Raw genomic sequence first — 19468 nt, forward strand, 5'->3', positions numbered from 1 at the left:
ACGGCGTGACCGAGTTCTCGCTCGACCTGAACGAGGAGCAGCGGGACCTGCGCGACTGGGTGCACGGCTTCGCCGCCGAGATCGTGCGGCCGGCCGCCGCCGAGTGGGACGCCCGCGAGGAGACCCCCTGGCCGGTGATCCAGGAGGCGGCGAAGGTCGGGCTGTACGGCTTCGAGTTCGTCGCCAACTGCTGGGCCGACCCGACCGGCCTGGCCCTGCCGCTGGCCAACGAGGAACTCTTCTGGGGCGACGCCGGGATCGGCATGGCCCTGTTCGGCACCACCCTGGCGGTGGCCGCCATCTACGGCTCCGGCACCCCCGAACAGCTGCTCGAATGGGTGCCGCAGTGCTACGGCGACACCGACCGGCCGGCCGTGGCGGCGTTCTGCAGCACCGAGCCGGAGGCCGGCTCCGACGTGGCCGCCATGCGTACCCGGGCCCGCTACGACGCCGCCACCGACGAGTGGGTGCTGACCGGGCAGAAGGCGTACGCCACGAACGGCGGGATCGCCGCCGTGCACGTGGTCACCGCGTCGGTGGAGCCCGAACTCGGCTCCCGGGGCCAGGCCGCCTTCGTGGTGCCGCCCGGCACGGCGGGACTGACCGCGACGAAGAAGCTCAGGAAGCTGGGACTGCGCGCCTCGCACACCGCCGACGTCTTCCTCGACGAGGTACGCGTGCCGGGTCGCTGCCTGCTCGGCGGGCGCGATGCGCTGCACGAACGGCTCGACCGGGCCCGGACCGGGCAGCGCGGCAACAGCCAGGCCGCGATGCGTACCTTCGAACTGTCCCGGCCGACGGTCGGTGCCCAGGCGGTCGGGGTGGCCCGCGCGGCCTACGAGTACGCCCTGGCGTACGCCCGGGAGCGGGTGCAGTTCGGCCGGCCGATCGTGGAGAACCAGGCGGTCGCGTTCCAGCTCGCGGACATGCGGATGGAGATCGACGCCGCCCGGCTGCTGGTCTGGCGGGCCGCCTGGATGGGCCGCAACAACCGCCCGTTCAGCGCGGGCGAGGGCTCGATGTCGAAGCTCAAGGCCGGCGAGGTGGCGGTCTCGGTGACCGAACGGGCGGTGCAGATCCTCGGCGGCGCCGGTTTCCTGCGCGAGCACCCGGTCGAGCGCTGGTACCGGGACGCCAAGATCTACACCATCTTCGAGGGCACCTCGGAGATCCAGCGACTGGTCATTTCCCGGGCCATCTCCGGGCACCAGATCCGCTGACCGGGCGCGCATCCACAGATCCGCTGACCGGCCCCGCATCGACAGCGGCGGCACAACCGCCGAGGAGTACCCCGTTGCCTTCCGACCTCGCGTTCCTGGTCGCCACGCTGACCCGGCGCGGGCTGCTCAAGCCCGGTTCGCCCAGGCGGGTCGCGGCACAGCTCGGCGCACTGCGGAACTGGGGATTCAGCCTGGCCGGCGAGCTGCGCCAGGCGGCGGCCCGGGATCCGGACCGGATCGCGCTCGTCGACGAGGAGCGCGGCGAGATCAGCTACCGGGAGCTGCTGGACCGGGCCGAACGGCTGGCCCGGTCGCTGCGGGCCCGTTACGGCGTGACCGAGGGCGACCGGATCGGGGTGCTCTGCCGCAACCACTCCGGGCTGGTGGAGACGGCCGTGGCCGGCGGGCTGCTCGGCGCCGACATCGTGCTCGGCAACACCGGGCTGTCCGGGGCACAGCTCGCGGCCGTCGCGCAGGAGCAGCGGTTCCGGCTGCTGGTGCACGACGACGAATTCCTCGACCGGGTCGTCGGGCTGCCGGCCGAGGTGCACCGGGTGGACGAGCGGGAGTACCCGGAACTGGTCGCCGGGGCGCCGCACGGTGAGCTGCGCCCGCCGGAGCGGGACGGCCGGACCATCGTGCTCACCTCCGGCACCACCGGCACCCCGAAGGGTGCCCGCCGACGCACCCCGAACGGCCTCGGCCCGCTCGTCGCGATCATCGGCCGGATCCCGCTGCACCACGGGGTACGGATGATGGTCGCCGCCCCGCTCTTCCACACCTGGGGGTACGCCGCACTCCAGATGGCCTTCGCGCTGCGCGGCACCGTCGTACTGCACCGGCGGTTCGAGCCGTTGGCGGCGCTGGCGGCGCTGCGGCGGCACTCCTGCACCGCGCTGTTCGCCGTACCGGTGATGCTGCAACGGCTGCTGGAGGTGCCGCCGTCGGCCGACACGCCGCCGCTGGAGGTGGTCGCGGTGAGCGGCTCGGCACTGCCCGGCGGGCTGGCGCCCCGGTTCATGGACCGCTACGGCGACGTGCTCTACAACCTCTACGGCTCCACCGAGGTCTCCTGGGCCGCCATCGCCACCCCGGCCGAGCTGCGCCGGGCGCCGACCACCGCCGGCCGGCCGCCGCACGGCACCCGGCTGGCGATAGTCGACGCCGCCGGCGAACCCGTGCCGGCCGGTCAGGTCGGCCGGATCCTGGTCGGCAACGAACTGCTCTTCGAGGGGTACACGGCGGGCGGGCCGGAACAGCAGGGCCGGGCTGCCGGCCCGGCCCGGGTACGGCTGCTGGACACCGGCGACCTCGGTCACCTGGACGCGGACGGGCTGCTGCACGTCGACGGCCGGGCCGACGACATGATCGTCTCCGGGGGCGAGAACGTCCACCCGGCCGAGGTGGAGAACCTGCTCGCCGAGCTGCCCCAGGTACGCGAGGTGGCGGTGATCGGGGTGCCGGACCGGACGTACGGGCAGCGGCTGGCGGCGTACCTGGTGCTGCGGCCCGGCGAGACGCTCGACCCGGACGCGGTACGCGAGTACGTCCGCCGCTACCGGGCCCGGTTCTCGGTGCCGAGGGACGTGATCTTCGTACCGGCGCTGCCGCGCAACGCGACCGGCAAGGTGATGACCGGGGAGCTGCGCCGCCACCACCACGCCTGAACCGAGGCCGCCCCGGCCGACAGCGGACGGCTCAGGTGGTGATCCGGACGGTCACCGTGCCGATCAGGATCCGGTGGTCGGAGCAGGCACCGCCACAGCTCGTCGAGATGGCCAGCGAGTCACCGGTGTACGTACCGACGATCCGGTTCTCCCGTACGAAGATCATGTCGATCTTCTTGCCCTGGCCGTCCGGTCCGCTGGTGTCGCCGTCGGCGACGGTCGTCTCGCCGTAGCCGGGGCTGGCCGGATCGGTGTCGTCCAGCTCCCGGTAGTCGCCCTGGTTGCCGCTGTTGCGCGGCACGTCCAGGTTGCGGGAGTACCACGGGTTCATCCGGCCGTAGTTCGGCTGGGCGTTGAAGTCGCCGGCGACGATCACCGTGTCGCCGGCCGCGTGGTAGCTCTCCACCCGGGTCAGCACCTCGCCGAGCTGGCGCTCGTTGATCTTTCCGCCGCCGATCACCTCGTTGGACGGGGTGATGTGGGTGGTGCAGAACCGCAGGTGCGGACGGGCCTCCAGCGGGGCGCAGAGCAGCTTGCGCCGCTCCGAGCTGCCGTCCGGGGCCAGCGCGAGACGGTCCGCCGGACCCATCGGCGCCCTGCTGAAGATGGCGACCCCGAACGGCTCACCGCCGCAGGCGGTCTCGTTGTGCGCCTCGAAGCGGGAGAAGTTCTCGACGTCCTGCGGCCAGCCCGACCCCCGCAGGTTGGACTGCACCGCCTTGTACTGGCTCCAGCACAGCTCGTTCAGCGCCGCGAAGTGCGCGCTGCGGTTGCGGATCGAGTTGGCCAGCGCGGCGACCAGACCGTTACCGGTGGCGCCCCGGTGCATCTTCCAGCCGGCGACGTTCCAGACCCACACGTTGTAGCTGGCGGTGACCTCGGCAGCCGGGGCAGCGGCAGCCGCCGGAGCCGCCGAGGCCGGCGCGGCGGCCGGCAGTACCACCGCCGGCACCATGGCCAGCGCCGCTGCCGTGAACGTGGCGAACCCCCGCCGGAACCGCATCGCCGTCCTCCTGGTGCTCAGTCGGGAAGAGGACAGCGATGATAGGGGCCGGCGAGGGCTCGCGGAGCCGCTCGGTACATATCGGACGGACGAAGAGGACGGACGGACGGACAGCGTCCCGGACGGAAGCGGGTCAGACCGAGGGGATCTCGTGCACCAGTGCGGAGGCGGTGAGCGTCCTGGACCGCACCTCGCCGCCGCCGACCGTCCGCAGCTGGTAGGTGTGCTTGACGTACTCGCCGGGGCTGCCGCCGCACGGGAACCCGATGGTGGCGGTGCCGACCGGCGGGTAGGTGTCGTAGATTCCGGGCCCGTCGACGGAGAGGGTCACCTTGTCGGCGCCGGTCACCTTCCACTCCAGGACCACCGGGACCCCGGGGACGCGGTTGACGTTCGTACCCTGGTCGCACTGCGGCTTCTGCTTGATCTTGTAGTGGACGATCGTCGGGCCGCCGGGCTTCTTGCCGGTCGTACCGCTGCCGCCGGTGTCGCCACCGCCACCCGGGTTGCCGCCCCCGCCGCTGTTGCCGCTGCCGCCGGGCTGGCCGCCCTGTCCCGCCGGACTGCCGTTCGGCCCCGGGGTGCCGGCCGTCCCGTCCGCCGGGGCGCTGCCCAGTCCCGCGTCACCGGTCGCGCCCGGGGCGCCGGCGGTCGGTGTCGAACTCGCCGGAGTGGACCCGCCGGCCTCGATCGTGACGCAACCGGCCGTCGCGACCACGATCGCGCCGCCGAGGGCGACCACGGCCGCCCGAGTGAGGTACCTGTGCATGGCCGCTCCTCCGCCACTGGAATCCCCCGACAGTCCGGGTTGATCTCACGGTAGGAGACCCGTCCGACCGGCGAATCACGGTTTCGTGCCAGGCGCGCGGACCGACCGGTCACGCAAACCGGACCCGCTCCACCGGTCACGCAGCCCTGAGCCCGCCCGACGGGGACGGGGCCGCCGGGCGGCCCGGGAAGTCCGGGGTCAGGCGGTCGTCGGCGGGTTCTGCCGGTCGGGGGCGGCGAGTCGGCCGGCGGCGGCGAGCGCGGCGATGTCGGTCCGGTGGTGCGCCCCCGGCAGGTCGATCGCGTCGACCAGTTCGTAGGCGGCCGCCCGGGCCGTGGCCAGGTCGGCGCCGACGCCGGTACCCGAGAGGACCCGGCCCCCGGCGGAGACCAGCGCACCGTCGGAGGACCGGCGGGCGGTGCCGGCGTGCACGACCCCGGCCCGCTCGGCGCCGGTGATCACGTCACCGGTACGCGGGGTGCCCGGGTAGCCCGCCGAGGCGACCACCACGGTGACCGCCGCACCGGTTCGCCAACGCAGCGGCGGATGCCCGGCGAGCGTGCCGGTGGCCGCCGCGTGCAGCAGCCCGGCCAGCGGCGTCTCCAGCAGTGCGAGTACGACCTGCGTCTCCGGATCACCGAACCGGGCGTTGAACTCGATCACCCGTGGCCCGTGCCCGGTGATCGCCAGCCCGACGTAGAGCAGCCCGCCGAACGGGGTGCCCCGGCGCCGCATCTCGGCCAGGGTCGGCCCGACCACGGTGGCCATCACCTCGTCCACGGTGCCCGGCGGCAACCACGGCAGCGGTGCGTACGCCCCCATCCCGCCGGTGTTCGGGCCGGTGTCGCCGTCGCCGACCCGTTTGAAGTCCTGGGCCGGCAGCAGCGGCAGCGCGGTCTCGCCGTCGGTGACCACGAAGAGCGACACCTCGGGTCCGGCGAGGTACTCCTCGACGACCACCCGGCCGCAGCCGGCGGCGTGTTCCAGCGCCGCCGACCGGTCCCCGGTGACCACCACGCCCTTGCCGGCGGCCAGCCCGTCGTCCTTCACCACGTACGGCGGGCCGAACTCGTCGAGTGCCTGCGCGACGAGCGCCGACCCGACCCCGCTGCCGGGGTTGTCGACAGTGCGCGACCGGCCCGTCGGCACTCCCGCCACCGCCATCACGTCCTTGGCGAACGCCTTGGAGCCCTCGATCCGGGCCGCCGCGCCGGACGGGCCGAAGCAGGGGATGCCCTTGGCACGTACCGCGTCGGCGACCCCGGCCACCAGCGGCGCCTCCGGCCCGACGACGACCAGGTCGGCCCGGACCTCGACGGCGAGCGCGGCCACCGACTCCGGGTCGGTGGCCCGCACCGGCCGCAACTGCGCGACCTCGGCGATGCCCGGGTTTCCCGGTGCGGCGATCAGCTGGTCGACGGCCGGGTCGGCGGCCAGGCCGAGCGCCAGAGCATGCTCCCGCCCGCCGCCACCGAGAAGTAGTACGCGCACGGCCACCGATCCTACGGTCAGGCGGGTGAGCAAGGGCCGGGCCCCCGGCTGTCGGTTCTTGTCGTACCGGGGGCCCTCCTCACCGCGGCGGGAGCAGCTCGTGCCGGACGACGTTCTCGTCCCGGCCGGGGCCGACGCCGACCACGCTGACCCGGGTCCGGCACAGTTGCTCGATCCGCTCCAGGTAGCGGCGGGCGTTGGCCGGCAACTCCTCCTCGGAGCGGGCCTTGGAGATGTCCTCCCACCAGCCGTCCAGCTCCTCGTAGATCGGCTTGGCGTGGTGGATGGCCGTCTGGGTCATCGGCATGTCGTCGTACCGCTTGCCGTCGATCTCGTAGCCGACGCAGATCGGTACCTTGTCCATCCCGGAGAGCACGTCGAGCTTGGTGACGACCAGGTCGGTGATGCCGTTCAACCGTACGGCGTACCGGCCGATCACCGCGTCGAACCAGCCGCACCGGCGCTCCCGGCCGGTGGTGGTGCCGTACTCGGCGCCGACCTTGCGCAGGTGCGCGCCGTTGTCGTCGAACAGCTCGGTCGGGAACGGCCCCGACCCGACCCGGGTGGTGTACGCCTTCGTCACCCCGATCACCTGGTTGATCGCCGTCGGCGGGATGCCGGCGCCGACACAGGCACCGCCGACCGTCGGGTTCGACGAGGTGACGAAGGGGTACGTGCCGTGGTCCATGTCGAGCATGGTCGCCTGGGCGCCCTCCAGCAGCACCGTCTCGCCCCGGTCCAGCGCGTCCCAGAGGATCGTCCGGGTCTCCGCGATGTACTGCCGCAACCGCTCCGCGTAACCGAGGTACTCGTCGGTCACCGCGTCCACGTCCAGCGCCTTGCGGTTGTAGACCTTGAACAGGATCTGGTTCTTCTCCCGCAGCGCGAGTTCCAGCTTCTTGCGCAGGATGCCGGGGTCGAGCAGGTCCTGCACCCGGATGCCCATCCGGGCCACCTTGTCGCCGTACGCCGGGCCGATGCCCCGGCCGGTGGTGCCGATCCGGGACGAGCCGAGGTAGCGCTCGACGACCCGGTCCAGCGCCCGGTGGTGCGGCATGATCAGGTGCGCGTCGCCGGAGATCCGCAGCCGGGAGACGTCCACGCCCCGCTCGGCCAGCCCGTCGATCTCGGAGATCAGCACCTTCGGGTCGACGACGACACCGTTGCCGATCACGATCACCGCGCTCGGCGAGAGCGCACCCGACGGCATCAGGTGCAGGGCGTACTTCTGGCCGTCCGGGGTCACCACCGTGTGCCCGGCGTTGTTGCCGCCCGAGTACCGGACGACGTAGTCGACCCGGTCACCGAGCAGGTCGGTAACCTTGCCCTTGCCCTCGTCGCCCCACTGCGCCCCGATGAGCACGATCGCCGGCATCTCTAAACCCGCCTCCAGGGGGCTCGGGTGCCAGGTGGCGACCGCGTGGCGAGCCCGAGGTGTCAGGCTAACAAAAAGTGACGACCCGGCCCGCAGAGGCCGGGCTGGCGGCAGGAGGCGACTCCCGGTGTACGACGTGGTACTGCTCACCCTCGCCCCGGGTGAGGCCGACCCGGCGGGCTGTGGCGCGGGCGGTGCCTGCTGTTCGTCCGAGGCGGCGACCGACCGGGCGAGCTGCGCGGACACCCCGCGAGTACCCGTGCTGGCCTGCGCGGACGCGCTCACCGCGGCCGGTGCCCGGGTGGAGTCGGTGACCGCCCGGTCGGACCGGGAGATCGACGCGGTGCTGGCCCGGCTGGACGGTCCGCCCCGACCGGACGGGCTGGACTGGCCCGATCCGGACGGCAAGACCCGGCTCGTCGTCGCTACGGCGAGTGACGCACAGTTACGCGCCGTCATGCGCCGGCTGGTCCGCCGGTACGCCCCGCCGCCGAGCCGCCGACCGGCCGACCTCGGCACCGACCGGACCGTGCCCGACCTGCCGGCGATCGGGGTACTGCCGCTGGAGCCGAGCCGGTCGACCGCCGCCGGCCCGCCCCGGGACCTCGCCGGGCAACTCGGCCTGCCCCGCGAGCCGGCGGCGGTCGCCGCGGCCGTACTCGCGAATCGGGTACGCCGGCTCGACCTGCTGCGCAACGACGGCGGCTCGGTGACCCTGGACGGCGCGCTGCTCGGTGCCGCCGACGACGCCGGTACCCCGCTGGCCTGGCACGGTCGGGTGGAGGTGGACGACATCGTGCTCTCGGCCGGCGACGACCCGCTGTTCGCCTGCGCGATCGGCAACGCGGGCGGCTACGCCGAGCTGGGCGGGGTACGCCTGCTGTCCACGGCGGACCCGGCCGACGGCGACGTCGAGGTCGCGGTGGCCGTACCGGTGACCACCCGGTCCCGCTGGGGCCGCCGCGCCGTACGCCTCGAAGTACGCCGGGCCCGGGGCCGGGCCGTCGCGGTCACCCCCCGCGATCCGGAGATTCCGTTCCTTGACGACGGGGTAACGGGAACGCTCAACCGGAAGCGGTCGTGGTGGATCGAGCCGGGGGCGTGGGCGGTGTACGACCACTGATCTCTTGTGGAAGGCTGTAGTGGAGACCTCCGTGCCCGGCCCGACGCCGACCGGCGGGCATATCCTCGGGTGTGTGGGGGGAGGTAGGTAGGCCGTGGTGAACAATCAGGGAGACCGGGTGTACATGCCCGGCCAGGTGCCGGCAGCGCCACCGGAGGCAGAGCCCCTGTGGCCACCGGACGAGATCGTCGCCGAGCCGCGCGACGAGTCCAATCCGATCAGTTGGGCACCGACCCCACCACCGCCGCCGGACGCGACCCCGCCGGGCCCGATCTCGGGCGTGCCGCAGCCCGTCGCGCACCAGCCCTACCAGTCGAACCCGCCGGCCGTCGCGCACCAGCCCTACCAGGCCGTTCCGCCGGCCGTCCCGTCCGTGCCGCCGCCCGGGATCCCGCCGGTCCCGCCCGCGTTCGGGCCCGTGCCGACCCCACCCGGGCCACCCGGACCGCCCGCCCCACAGCCGCCGGTCCCGCCGGTGACCGCCATACCCGTGCACCCGCCGGCACCGCCCGTGCCGCCGCCCGGTCCACCACCGCCCGTGCCGCCACCGCCCGGTCCGGCGCCGCACTCCGGCGCGGCCGAGACGCCGGTGCACTCGCCGACCCGGGTCTGGCCGACGGTCGGTCCGGGCAACCAGGGTCGGGCCTCGGTCAGTACCGGTGACATCCGCCGCCCCGACACGGCCGGCCGGGCCGGAACCGGTGGCACCGACGCGGCCGGTCGGGCCCGGCCGGACTCCCCGGACCGACCGGCGACCGGTGCGGAGCAGACCGGCGGCACCGGTACGGCCGAGCCCCGGGCCGCCGGCAAGGCGAGCGTCGGCCCCGGCGCCGGCAAGGCGACGGTCGGCCCGGTGAGCCCGACCGCGGGCAAGGCGTCCGTCGGGCCGGCCGCCGGCAAGGCGTCGGTGAGCCCCAACGCGGGCAAGGCGTCGGTCAGCCCGGCCACCGGAGCGACTCCGACCGTCCTGCCCAGCGGTGCCGGTCCGGCCGGCAGCACGAGCGCGACCGGCAGTACCGACCCGGTGGGCGGTCCCGGTCGGCTGGCCGGGGTGCATCCGACCAGCGGTGCCGCCCCGACGACCGGCGCAGCCGGCTCGACCGGAAGCACCGCATCGACCGGCGCAGCCGGCTCGACCGGCGGAGGCATGTCGACCGGCGGAGGCATGTCGACCGGCGGAGGACACTCGACCGACAGGGCGACCACGACCGGTGTGGCGGCGTCGCCCGACGGGGGCCCCGGTGGCGACGTCGGGTCTGCCGCGGGCGCGGCCAAGCCCTCGACCGGCGCCGAACAGGGCGAGACCGCGACCTCAAGCGACAACGCGGGCGGCACCGCAGCGGCTAGTGGCACCGCCGAGGCGGGCGGCACCGCAGAGGCGGATGGCAGCGCCGGGACGGGCGTGGCCAGGCCCGAGGTCGGCGCGGCCGGGCAGCGGGAAACGCCCCGCGCCGCCGAGCCGGCCCGGGGCCGGGCGACGCTGCCGGCCACCAGTCGCAGCCAGCCGGACGGCCCGGCCCGGCCGCCCGCCGAGTCGCCGTGGGCACAGCCGCCGCAGCGGCCGGTCGCCCCGCAGCACGGCGCCCCGGTTCCGGTGCCGGCCACACCGATCCCGCCACCGCCGACGGCCGCACCGCCGATCCCGCCGCATCCCGTCTCCGGCTCCGGCTCGGCGACTCCCGATCCCGGACCCGGTCCGGCGACTTCCGGGGCCGATCCGGCGAGCGCCTCGACCCCGCCGGTCGGCCCGTACCCGCCCACGATCGCCCCGGGGCAGTACTCGGCCACGGCGCGGCCGGTCTCGGCGTACCCGCCCGGGCCGCACCAGCCCGGACCGCCGGCAGCACCGGCGACGGGCTACCCGGCGTACCCGCCGCATCCGGCGGACCAGCCCGGTCCGCCCGGCTACCCGAGTCAGCCCGGCTATCCCAGCTACCCGCCCCCGCCGCCACCGGCACCCGCTCCGCAGTCCGGCTGGGCTCCACCGCCGGCTCCCCCGGTGCCGCCGGTCCCCCCGCACCCGGGCGTGACCGAGGTGCCGCAGCAGCCGTACGCCGAGTCGGCCGGGGTGCAACGGGTTCCGGCGCAGCCGAACGCCTATCCCGACCCGCTCTGGACGCCGGACTCCGGTACGCCCACCGCCGAGGACTTCGCCCGCCGCCGGGCGGTACGCCCCGCCGACCCGGTGGCCCAGATGGGGGTACGCGCGGCGGTCAACAAGACCACGCTGGGGCTGGTCAAGCTCGCTCCGGGCCGGCACGAGCAGGAGATCAAGCAGGACATCGAGATGATCCGCCGGAACTTCGGCGGACTCCGCCAGGTGACCGTGGTCAACCCGAAGGGCGGGGCCGGCAAGACGGTGGCGATCCTGCTGCTGGCGATGACGTTCGGGCAGAAGCGCGGCGGATACGTGTTGGCCTGGGACAACAACGAGACCCAGGGCACCCTGGGGATGCGGGCGCAGCAGGACTTCCACTCCCGCACGGTGCGGGACATGCTCCGCGACCTCTACCAGTTCAAGGGGGCGCACGGCCGGGTCGGCGACCTGTCGCAGTACGTCCGCTCGCAGAGCGAGGGCATGTTCGACGTACTCGCCTCCGACGAGTCGGCGACCGGCGGCGAGATGCTCACCGCCGCCGCCTTCGCCGAGATCCGCGAGGTGGTCAGCCGGTTCTACAAGCTGATCTTCGTGGACACCGGCAACAACGTCCGGGCGCAGAACTGGCAGGCGGCGATCGACGCCACCGACCAGCTCGTGGTGACGATGTCGGCCAGGAACGACTCCGCCGAGACAGCCGCCCGGATGCTCGACCACCTGGAGCAGAGCGGTCGGCAGCGGCTCGTCCGGCAGGCGGTGACGGTGGTCTCCATGCCACCGTCGCGCAAGGAGATCGACCTGCCTGCGATCCAGCGGCACTTCGCCGCCCGGACCAGGACGGTGCTGCTGGCCCCGTACGAGCGGTTGATCGACACCGGCGAACCGATCCGGTACGCCCAGCTCTCGTCGGCGACCCGGGACGCCTGGCTGAAGATCGCCGCGGCCGTGGCCGAGGGACTCTGACCGACCCAGCGGCGCGATCCCGTCATCGTCCCGGCATCACCGCGCTGTGGTCTATGGGAGCGGGGCGTGTCGCAGGCGACGATCCAGGTCGTCGAGGATCGTGGCGGTCGCGGTGGTGCCGAATCGGGTCACGCCCAGGTCAGCCATCGCAAGCAGCACGTCCAGTGTGCGCACCCCGCCGGCCGCCTTGACCTGGACTGCCGCCGAGACCGATGCGCGCATGAGGCGCAGGTCGTCCATCGTGGCCCCACCGCCCGCGAAGCCCGTGGAGGTCTTCACGAAGGCGGCCCCTGCGCGTTCGGCCGCCTGGCATCCGGCGACCTTCTCTTCGTCGGTGAGGTGAGCGTTCTCCAGGATCACCTTGACCGGGACGCCGGCCGCAGCTGTGACGACCGCTCGGATGTCCTCCTCGACGTACGCCAGATCTCCGGACCGCAGCCGTCCGATGTTCAGTACCATGTCGATTTCGGCCGCGCCCTGCTCGATCGCCAACCGTGTCTCGGCCGCCTTCACCGGCGTCGTCGCGTCGCCGTGTGGGAAGCCCGCGACGGTGCCCACCAGTACTTCCGTACCATTCAGCAACTGTACGGCGAATCGGACGTCGCACGGCCGGACGCACACGGAAACGACGCGGTAGTGGGCGGCGAGGGCGCAGCCGGCCTCGATGTCGACATCGGTGAGCTGCGGTTTCAGCAGCGAATGGTCGATCATCTTGGCGACTTCGACGACAGTGTGCATGGTGATCCCTTTCGACGGGTCGGGTTGCTGGATGGCGTGTCAGGAGTGGTCGACCGCGAAGCGGACGTCCAGCCCGTACCGGTCGCCGGCGTACCGGCTCTCGGTGCGTTCCAGCGGATGTCCGTGCTGGTCCCCGATCAGGCGCCTCTCGACGAGCACCGCCGACCCGACCGGGATGCCGAGTAGGTCCACATCCTCGGCCGTTGCGCATTCGGCGGTGACGGTGGCGCGACCGCTGGACGGAACGCGGCCCAGATTCAGCAGTGCCGTGTGCATCGATGCCGTGAGGTCAGCGTCCAACAGGGCGGAGAGCGCGGCGCTGAAGACGGCGATCTCCACCGCGATCGGCATCCCGTCAGCGAGCCGCACTCGCCGGACTTCGATCACCCCGTTCTTGCCGGGTCGCAACTCGGTATTCTCGGCGGCTGTGGCCCCCCGCGCCCCACTGGCGATCAGCCGTGACGTCGCCGCCCGACCCTCACGGCGCATCTGCTCCGTGAAGCGCACGAGGCTGTCTGCGCGGCGGTTCGACGGCGGCGGCGCCACGAACGTGCCACGGCCGGATTCGCGGTAGACCAGCCCAGCGTTGACGAGTCTGGTCACTGCCCCCCGTGCTGTCATCCGGCTGACCCCGAACTCGGAGGACAGCTGGGACTCCGACGCCAAGGGTGTGTGCGGCGGCAGGTCACGAAGGCGCTGGCGTAGAGCCTGCTCAATGACCCGGTAGCGCGGCATCGTGGGTTCGGACACGAATCAAGTATAGCTGTATATACAGGTAGCTCTGAGTCGGCGGAGCCGTGATCAACCGGTGACCAGCGGGTCAACCGGGCCAACAGCTCACCGCAAGGACCCCCGAGGTCCGGATCACCCCTACGGACTGGGACGAGACTGCCGAGAGCTCCAGCCGTGCCGGCCGCACCCAGGTGGGTGCGGCCGGCACGAAGACAGGGAGCGCCGGTTCAGCTGCCGGAGAGGGCGTCGCCGGCCGCCGGGTCGCAGTCGCGGAGGAACTGGGCGCAGCGGGCTGCCTCGTCGGACTCGCCGATCTCGCCGGCCGCCCGGGACAGCACGTGCAGGCAGCGCAGGAAACCCCGGTTCGGCTCGTGGTTCCACGGCACCGGACCGTGTCCCTTCCAGCCGCTGCGGCGGAGCTGGTCCAGCCCCCGGTGGTAGCCGGTGCGCGCGTACGCGTAGGCGGCGACGACCTGGCCGGAGCCGAGCGCCCGCGCGCCCAGGGCAGCCCAGGCCGCGCTGAACGTCGGGTGCTGTGCCGCGACCGAGGCGTACGCCTCGTCGGTGTCCGTCGCCCGCGCGGCGCCGAGGGCAGCCTCGGCCGCGTCGTCTCCGGGCAGGAGGGTGGCCGGCGGCTCGGGCAAGAGGTTCTGCATCCGCCCATTCAACCTGCCCGGCACCGGCTCCGGCGAGCCGGGGTGTCACGTCGGCTGGCCGAACGGCTGAGGATCTGTCACGCGTGCGGCCGGTGCGGTCCGGAAGGCACTGGACTACAAATGAAGATCCGGAGCCTCCCCAGGACCCGGTAACAGGGAGCCCGGCGGCCTCGTGCCGCCGGGCTCCCGCCGTTTCTCGCCACCCCACGCCGGCCGGCGAACGCCGCACGGGTGCCGCTGCCGGCCGGCACGAGGTTGCCGGGTTGCCCGGCCGGGGCAAGATGGCAGGGTGCCCACCCCACCCCCCGCCGACGTGCTCGAACCGCACGACGACACCCACGACGAGATCGAGTCACGCGCGGAACTGGATCTTCACCTCCGTACCGGCAGCCTCGCCGGGCTGACCGTGCAGGGGCTCCGGCTGGATCTCGACCCGGTGCCGGAGCTGAGCGGGGTCGACCTGACCGGCACCCTCTTCGCCGGGTGCCGGTTCGCCTCCCGCGAGGTGGAGGCGGAGCTGGTCCGGCGCGGCGCGACGGTGGTACCCGACTTCCCGGCGCTGCCGTACTCGACGCATCCGTCCCGGCTCTACACCGCCGACGAGCTGGCTGCCGGGTTCGACCGGCACGGCTTCGCCGGGATGTACGACACCGTCGTCTACCAGCACTTCCGCCAGCACGGCGGTGCCCTGCCGGAGTTGCGGGAGGCGCTGACCCAGCGACTGCACGACCACGCCGTCGACAACGCGCTCGCCGACGCCACCCGCTCCTGGCTGGCCCGGCACGGTCCGGCCTCGGTGGTCGGGGTGATGGGCGGGCACGCGGTGCCGCGCGGCTCGTCGGCGTACCGGTTGGCCGCGACGCTGGGCTGGGAACTCGCCCGGGCCGGCCGGCTGGTGGTCACCGGCGGCGGGCCGGGGGTGATGGAGGCGGCGAACCTCGGCGCCTACCTGTCGGAGCGGTCGGCGCCCGAACTCGGTGCCGCGATCGACCTGCTGGCCACCGCGCCGGACTTCACCGACCACGACCCGTACACGGCGGCGGCGCTCCAGGTGCGGGCCCGGTTCGCGCCGTCGATACCGGGGCCCCGCACCCCCGACGACCCCAGCACCGCCAACGGCAGCGGCGGTGGCAACGGCAGCGGCAGCGGCAGCGGCAGCGGCGGTGACGGTGGCGGTGGCGGTGGCGGTGACGGGGCCGGCGGCGGGGCCGGCAACGGCGGTGCCAACGGACACCGGGATGCCGACCCGCACGGGTGGGCCCGGCGTGGCGGGCTGGCCATCCCCACCTGGCTCTACGGGCACGAGCCGGCGAACCTCTTCGCCGGCCGGATCGCCAAGTACTTCTCCAACGCGATCCGGGAGGACACCATCCTCCGGCTGGCCCGGGGCGGGATCGTCTTCGCCGCCGGTCGGGCCGGCACCGTGCAGGAGGTGTTCCAGGCGGCCACCAAGACGTTCTACGGGACCGACGGCGACAGCGGGCCGTACGTCTTCCTGGACAGCGCGTTCTGGACCCAGACCCTGCCGATCGAGGCGCTGCTGCGCCCGCTGCTGGCGCTGGCCGGCAACGACCTGGACCGCTCGGTGTACGTCACCGACGACGTGCGCGAGGCCGTCCAGCTGCTCACCGCCGGACCACCCGAACCGCCGCCCACCGCCTGAGGACCGGCCCAGCCGGGGGCGCACCGGAGCGGGTGCGGCGGTACGGCTGGCGGACCAGCCGTACCGCCGCGCACCCGCCGCCGGAGTGTCGGGTACGAGTGCGGACCGCCGGGGTTACTTGGCCAGCGTCGTACCGGTCGAGCGCAGGTGCTCGCACGCCTCGACGACCCGCTGCGCCATGCCCGCCTCGGCCGCCTTGCCCCAGACACGCGGGTCGTACATCTTCTTGTTGCCGACCTCGCCGTCGACCTTCAGCACTCCGTCGTAGTTGCGGAACATGTGGTCCGCGACCGGCCGGGTGAAGGTGTACTGCGTGTCGGTGTCGATGTTCATCTTCACCACGCCGTAGTCGAGCGCCTCGCGGATCTCCTCCAGCAGAGAGCCGGAGCCGCCGTGGAAGACCAGGCTGAGCGGCTTGTCACCCTTGTTGTACTTGGCGCCGACCGCCTGCTGGATCTCGTTCAGGATCTCCGGCCGGAGCTTGACGTTGCCGGGCTTGTAGACGCCGTGCACGTTGCCGAAGGTGAGCGCCGCCATGTAGCGGCCCTTCTCGCCCAGGCCGAGCGCGTCGACCATGGCGATGCCGTCCTCGACAGTGGTGTAGAGCTTCTCGTTGATCGCGTTCTCGACGCCGTCCTCCTCGCCGCCGACCACGCCGACCTCGATCTCCAGCACGATGTGCCCGGCCGCCGCCTCGTCGAGCAACTGCGACGCGATCTCCAGGTTCTCCGCCACCGGCACGGCGGAACCGTCCCACATGTGCGACTGGAACAGCGGCTCCTCGCCGCGCGCCACCCGCTCCTTGGAGATGGCCATCAGCGGGCGGACGAACTTGTCGAGCTTGTCCTTCGGGCAGTGGTCGGTGTGCAGCGCGATGTTGACCGGGTAGTTCCTGGCCACCTCGCGGGCGTACGCGGCGAAGGCCACCGCACCGGTCACCATGTCCTTGACCGTCGGGCCGGAAAGGTACTCGGCGCCACCGGTGGAGACCTGGATGATGCCGTCGCTCTCCGCGTCGGCGAAGCCGCGCAGCGCCGCGTTCAGGGTCTGCGAGGACGTCACGTTGATCGCCGGGTACGCATACCGGCCCGCCTTGGCCCGGTCCAGCATCTCGGCGTAGACCTCGGGGGAAGCGATGGGCATGTGAAACGCTCCTTACTAACCACTCTCGGCCTGCTCGGCCGCTGTCTGGATGAACCTCTTCCCACCTCCCCTCGCGGGCCCGTGGTCCGCCGGTGAGGGTCGATGCGCGGGCATTGCGCGGTTCAGGTGGGAAAAGAGTCGATGAATGCGCCCGGACCGCGCTGTCCTCCGCCCCGAAGTATCCCGTAGCCCGATCCCGCCACTTCAACCACCCGGCCCCGGCTCAGCGTTCGGACCGGCCCGGCCAGACGACACCGAGCAACCAGGTCACCACCGCCATCACGATCGCGCCGAAGAAGGCCGGCCAGAAGCCGTCGATGGAGAACGGCAGGTCGAACACCTGGGCGATCCAGTCGGTGAGCAGGAAGAGCAGCGCGTTCACCACGAGCGCGAACAGCCCCAGCGTGAGCACGTAGAAGACGCAGCCGACGACCCGGATCACCGGCTTGAGCACCGCGTTGACCACGCCGAAGATCAGCGCCACCACGAGTACGGTCAGCGCGTTGTCCAGTGCGGAGCGCCCGGTCAACTCGATGCCGGGCACCACGAGGCTGGTGATCCACAGCGCCAAAGCGCCGATCACCAGCCTGATCAGGAAGCCCACCGTCCCATCGTGGCACGCGCCCCGGGCCGGGCGGGCGGTTTAGCCCGGTCCGGCACCGGGCAGGGTGCTCCGGGTACGCGCCACCGGATCGACCCGTACGGTGGGCAACAGAGGCAGCGACCGGCAGGAGTAGGACATGGGCCAGCCCGACGAGGACTTCGCTCCCGGCGACCACCTCAGCCCCGAGGAGCGCGACCCGGAGGCGCCGGCCGAGGACGCCGTCGAGCAGGCCACGGTCGCCAACCCGAACGCCGACGAGCAGTCGACCGTCCAACGCGGCCTGGAGGTCGACGAGTGGGACGCGATGGAGCAGGCCCGGGTCGTCGGCACCGAGGACGACGACTACCGCTGAGCGGCCGGCACCGGTAGTTCCGGCGTACCCCCCGGGGCCCCGTCCGGGCCCGCTGGCGCCTGCCGCCGGACACCCGTCACCGGCGCCGCTTCGTCGGTGGTGCCGTCCGGCGCTGCTTCGTCGGTGCTGCCGTCCGGCGCTGCTTCGTCGGTGCTGCCGTCCGGCGCCGGTGCATCGGTGGCGCCAGCCGTCTCCGCTGCGTCGGTGGCGCCGGCCGGTGGGTGGCCGCCGGAGAGCAGTCGGTGGTAGAGCCCGGTGAGGATCTCGGCCTGGGCCGCCCAGGTCCAGCCCTCCAGCAGCCCCGGCCGGTCGTAACCGGCCCGGTAGCGTGCCCGGTCCGCGAGGACCGCCCGGACCGCCCGGGCGTAGTCGGTCACGTCCCGGGCCCGGAAAACCTCGCCCAGACCGGTCTCCCGGACGGTACCGGCCATCGTCCTGACGTCGCTGACCACCAGCGGCAGCCGGGCGTGCGCGTACTCGAAGAACTTGGTGATCAGCGCGATCTCGTGGTTGGGCCAGTGGTGGATCGGGATCGCCCCGACGTCCGCGCCGGCCAGGAACGGCACCACCTGCCAGTGCGCGACGTACGGCAGCACGTGCAGCCGGTCGGCCACCCCGATCCGACCGGCGTGCGCGACGAGCTTGCGCACGTACTCAAGGTCGGGGTTCACCACCAGCGCGGTGTGCACCCCGGGCAGGTCGGGCAGTGCGTCGACCATGGTCCGCAGGCCGCGCTGTTCGGCGGCACTGCCGCTGTAGACGACCAGCGGCACGTCGCGCCCGATGCCGCAGCGCTGCCGCAGGTCCGGCACCGAACCCGGCACCCGGCCGCCGGTCGGGCCGTACTCGACGGCGAGATCGCGCTCGCCGGCCGGACGGTGCTCGACGGCGAGATCGCGGCCGACAGCCTGGCCGCGCTCGACAGCCGGGGCGTGCTCGACAGCCGGGGCGTTCAGCACCACCGCCGGCTGCTCGGCCAGCTGGTGCTCGGCGCGGAGCAGGTCGGCGAGCGCGTCGGAGACGGTGACCACGGCGTCGGCGTACGGCGCGTACTCGCGCTCGTGCGCCCGCATCGCCGGCAGCCAGCGGACGTGCCGCTGCCACGGCCGGATGCCCGGCAGGAACTCGTGGGCGTCCCAGACGAGCTTGACCGACCGGCCGGCGGCGGCTGCCCTGATCTTGGCTCGGGCACCCACTCCGAGCATCCGGAAGTCGTTGGCGTGGATCAGGTCCGGCGCCAGTTCGTCCAGCACCGGCCCGTACGCCAGTTCGTAGTCCCACAGCCCCGGTTCCAGCCGCCGCCACGCCCCGTCACCCATGGTCAACTGCCAGAAGAGCGTGTACGCACGGTCCCACGGATTGCGGTAAAGGCGGCCGTAGCGGCCCCGGTTGTGCATCTTCGTCCGGACCCAGACCCAGCGGTCGGCCACCTCGGCCAGCAGCAGCCGGAGTCGGAGCAGGAGTTCCGCCGCCCGGTCACGCCGGCCGGCCCGGACCGCAAGTACGAGCTGGGCCTCCCGGAACCGCAGGTCCGCCCGCCAGGCGGCGACCTGCTGGGCCCGGTAGTCGGCGATCCCGTTCGGCGGATAGCCGAGCGGCCAGCGCAGCCAGGCCCGCCGGTACTGGTGGCGCCGCCGGAACAGCGGCTCCGGCATCGGCAGCAGCCGGACCCGCGCCCCGCCGAGCCGCCAGTTCCGCGGCTCCCCGCTCGGCGAGCGGCCGAGCAGGATCACCTCCCAGCCGGCGTCCGCCGCCGACCGGGCCTGCTTCTGCACCCGGGAGTCGCCGTCGACACCGTTGTCGACAAGCATGACGATCCGGCCGGACCCGGCACGACCCGTTCCGGTGTCGTCGGTCGTCATCGTTCGTCT

The 19468-nt window shown here is 73.2% G+C and carries 15 protein-coding genes and 1 pseudogene; 6 read left to right on the forward strand and 10 right to left on the reverse strand.

The features are described from left to right. Positions 1-5 precede the first annotated feature (5 nt). Positions 6-1220, forward strand: a complete 1215-nt coding sequence (locus ACN28A_RS12710) for an acyl-CoA dehydrogenase family protein (RefSeq protein WP_421395252.1) — start codon at positions 6-8, stop codon at positions 1218-1220. Between the two features lie 74 nt (positions 1221-1294). Next, positions 1295-2887 carry an AMP-binding protein gene (locus ACN28A_RS12715; RefSeq protein WP_421395253.1) on the forward strand — a complete coding sequence of 531 codons (1593 nt, stop codon included), beginning with the start codon at positions 1295-1297 and terminating at the stop codon, positions 2885-2887. Between the two features lie 31 nt (positions 2888-2918). Here the strand turns inward: ACN28A_RS12715 and ACN28A_RS12720 are convergent, their stop codons facing one another. The 4 genes from ACN28A_RS12720 to ACN28A_RS12735 all read right to left on the reverse strand — a co-directional run bounded on the left by ACN28A_RS12720 (position 2919) and on the right by ACN28A_RS12735 (position 7525). Next, on the reverse strand, positions 2919-3842 hold the full coding sequence (locus ACN28A_RS12720) for an endonuclease/exonuclease/phosphatase family protein (protein WP_421404339.1): 924 nt from the start codon (positions 3840-3842) through the stop codon (positions 2919-2921). 181 nt (positions 3843-4023) lie between these two features. Further along, positions 4024-4659 (reverse strand): hypothetical protein, encoded by a 636-nt coding sequence (locus ACN28A_RS12725; protein WP_421395254.1) that lies wholly within the window; start codon positions 4657-4659, stop codon positions 4024-4026. A gap of 198 nt (positions 4660-4857) precedes the next feature. Next, the gene (purD, locus tag ACN28A_RS12730) at positions 4858-6150 is read right to left on the reverse strand and encodes a phosphoribosylamine--glycine ligase (protein WP_421395255.1); all 1293 of its coding nucleotides are present in this window, start codon (positions 6148-6150) and stop codon (positions 4858-4860) included. Between the two features lie 79 nt (positions 6151-6229). Next, positions 6230-7525 carry an adenylosuccinate synthase gene (locus tag ACN28A_RS12735; RefSeq protein ID WP_421395256.1) on the reverse strand — a complete coding sequence of 432 codons (1296 nt, stop codon included), beginning with the start codon at positions 7523-7525 and terminating at the stop codon, positions 6230-6232. A gap of 127 nt (positions 7526-7652) precedes the next feature. Between ACN28A_RS12735 and ACN28A_RS12740 the strand changes: the two genes are divergently transcribed. Both ACN28A_RS12740 and ACN28A_RS12745 read left to right on the forward strand, forming a co-directional pair. Further along, the gene (locus tag ACN28A_RS12740; protein WP_421395257.1) at positions 7653-8648 is read left to right on the forward strand and encodes a hypothetical protein; all 996 of its coding nucleotides are present in this window, start codon (positions 7653-7655) and stop codon (positions 8646-8648) included. 1067 nt (positions 8649-9715) lie between these two features. Continuing rightward, a pseudogene (locus tag ACN28A_RS12745) lies at positions 9716-11709 on the forward strand (chromosome partitioning protein). A 51-nt stretch (positions 11710-11760) separates the two neighbouring features. Here ACN28A_RS12745 and deoC read toward each other — a convergent pair. From deoC to ACN28A_RS12760, 3 genes are all read right to left on the reverse strand, one after another. Further along, entirely contained in the window at positions 11761-12447 is a 687-nt protein-coding gene (gene deoC, locus ACN28A_RS12750; RefSeq protein ID WP_421395258.1) for a deoxyribose-phosphate aldolase, read from the reverse strand. 39 nt (positions 12448-12486) lie between these two features. Beyond that, entirely contained in the window at positions 12487-13197 is a 711-nt protein-coding gene (locus tag ACN28A_RS12755; RefSeq protein ID WP_421395259.1) for a GntR family transcriptional regulator, read from the reverse strand. Positions 13198-13406: 209 nt separating this feature from the next. Next, on the reverse strand, positions 13407-13835 hold the full coding sequence (locus tag ACN28A_RS12760) for a DUF3151 domain-containing protein (RefSeq protein WP_421395261.1): 429 nt from the start codon (positions 13833-13835) through the stop codon (positions 13407-13409). 289 nt (positions 13836-14124) lie between these two features. Between ACN28A_RS12760 and ACN28A_RS12765 the strand changes: the two genes are divergently transcribed. Continuing rightward, positions 14125-15498, forward strand: a complete 1374-nt coding sequence (locus tag ACN28A_RS12765) for an LOG family protein (protein WP_421395263.1) — start codon at positions 14125-14127, stop codon at positions 15496-15498. A 114-nt stretch (positions 15499-15612) separates the two neighbouring features. On the opposite strand, the gene fbaA is transcribed toward ACN28A_RS12765, so the two are convergent. Both fbaA and ACN28A_RS12775 read right to left on the reverse strand, forming a co-directional pair. Continuing rightward, positions 15613-16641: a class II fructose-bisphosphate aldolase gene (gene fbaA / locus ACN28A_RS12770; RefSeq protein WP_278064992.1), complete on the reverse strand. Its 1029-nt coding sequence runs from the start codon at positions 16639-16641 to the stop codon at positions 15613-15615. A 223-nt stretch (positions 16642-16864) separates the two neighbouring features. Then, positions 16865-17245: a phage holin family protein gene (locus ACN28A_RS12775; RefSeq protein ID WP_421395265.1), complete on the reverse strand. Its 381-nt coding sequence runs from the start codon at positions 17243-17245 to the stop codon at positions 16865-16867. Between the two features lie 136 nt (positions 17246-17381). Here ACN28A_RS12775 and ACN28A_RS12780 point away from each other — a divergent pair, with 136 nt between their 5' ends. Further along, positions 17382-17597, forward strand: a complete 216-nt coding sequence (locus tag ACN28A_RS12780) for a hypothetical protein (RefSeq protein ID WP_421395266.1) — start codon at positions 17382-17384, stop codon at positions 17595-17597. Here ACN28A_RS12780 and ACN28A_RS12785 read toward each other — a convergent pair. Further along, positions 17588-19408 carry a glycosyltransferase gene (locus tag ACN28A_RS12785; protein ID WP_421404341.1) on the reverse strand — a complete coding sequence of 607 codons (1821 nt, stop codon included), beginning with the start codon at positions 19406-19408 and terminating at the stop codon, positions 17588-17590. The two genes, ACN28A_RS12780 and ACN28A_RS12785, sit on opposite strands and share 10 nt — an antisense overlap. Positions 19409-19468: the final 60 nt, after the last annotated feature.

The organism is Plantactinospora sp. WMMB782, from assembly GCF_049179135.1.
In the GTDB taxonomy this organism is placed as follows: domain Bacteria; phylum Actinomycetota; class Actinomycetes; order Mycobacteriales; family Micromonosporaceae; genus Plantactinospora.

Coding starts and splice junctions, on each gene's coding strand:
- ACN28A_RS12720 (WP_421404339.1), bottom strand. CDS start 3,842: ATGGTGCCGGCGGTGGTACTGCCGGCCGCCGCGCCGGCCTCGGCGGCT.
- ACN28A_RS12725 (WP_421395254.1), bottom strand. CDS start 4,659: ATGCACAGGTACCTCACTCGGGCGGCCGTGGTCGCCCTCGGCGGCGCG.
- ACN28A_RS12735 (WP_421395256.1), bottom strand. CDS start 7,525: ATGCCGGCGATCGTGCTCATCGGGGCGCAGTGGGGCGACGAGGGCAAG.
- deoC (WP_421395258.1), bottom strand. CDS start 12,447: ATGCACACTGTCGTCGAAGTCGCCAAGATGATCGACCATTCGCTGCTG.
- ACN28A_RS12760 (WP_421395261.1), bottom strand. CDS start 13,835: ATGCAGAACCTCTTGCCCGAGCCGCCGGCCACCCTCCTGCCCGGAGAC.
- fbaA (WP_278064992.1), bottom strand. CDS start 16,641: ATGCCCATCGCTTCCCCCGAGGTCTACGCCGAGATGCTGGACCGGGCC.
- ACN28A_RS12780 (WP_421395266.1), top strand. CDS start 17,382: ATGGGCCAGCCCGACGAGGACTTCGCTCCCGGCGACCACCTCAGCCCC.
- ACN28A_RS12785 (WP_421404341.1), bottom strand. CDS start 19,408: ATGCTTGTCGACAACGGTGTCGACGGCGACTCCCGGGTGCAGAAGCAG.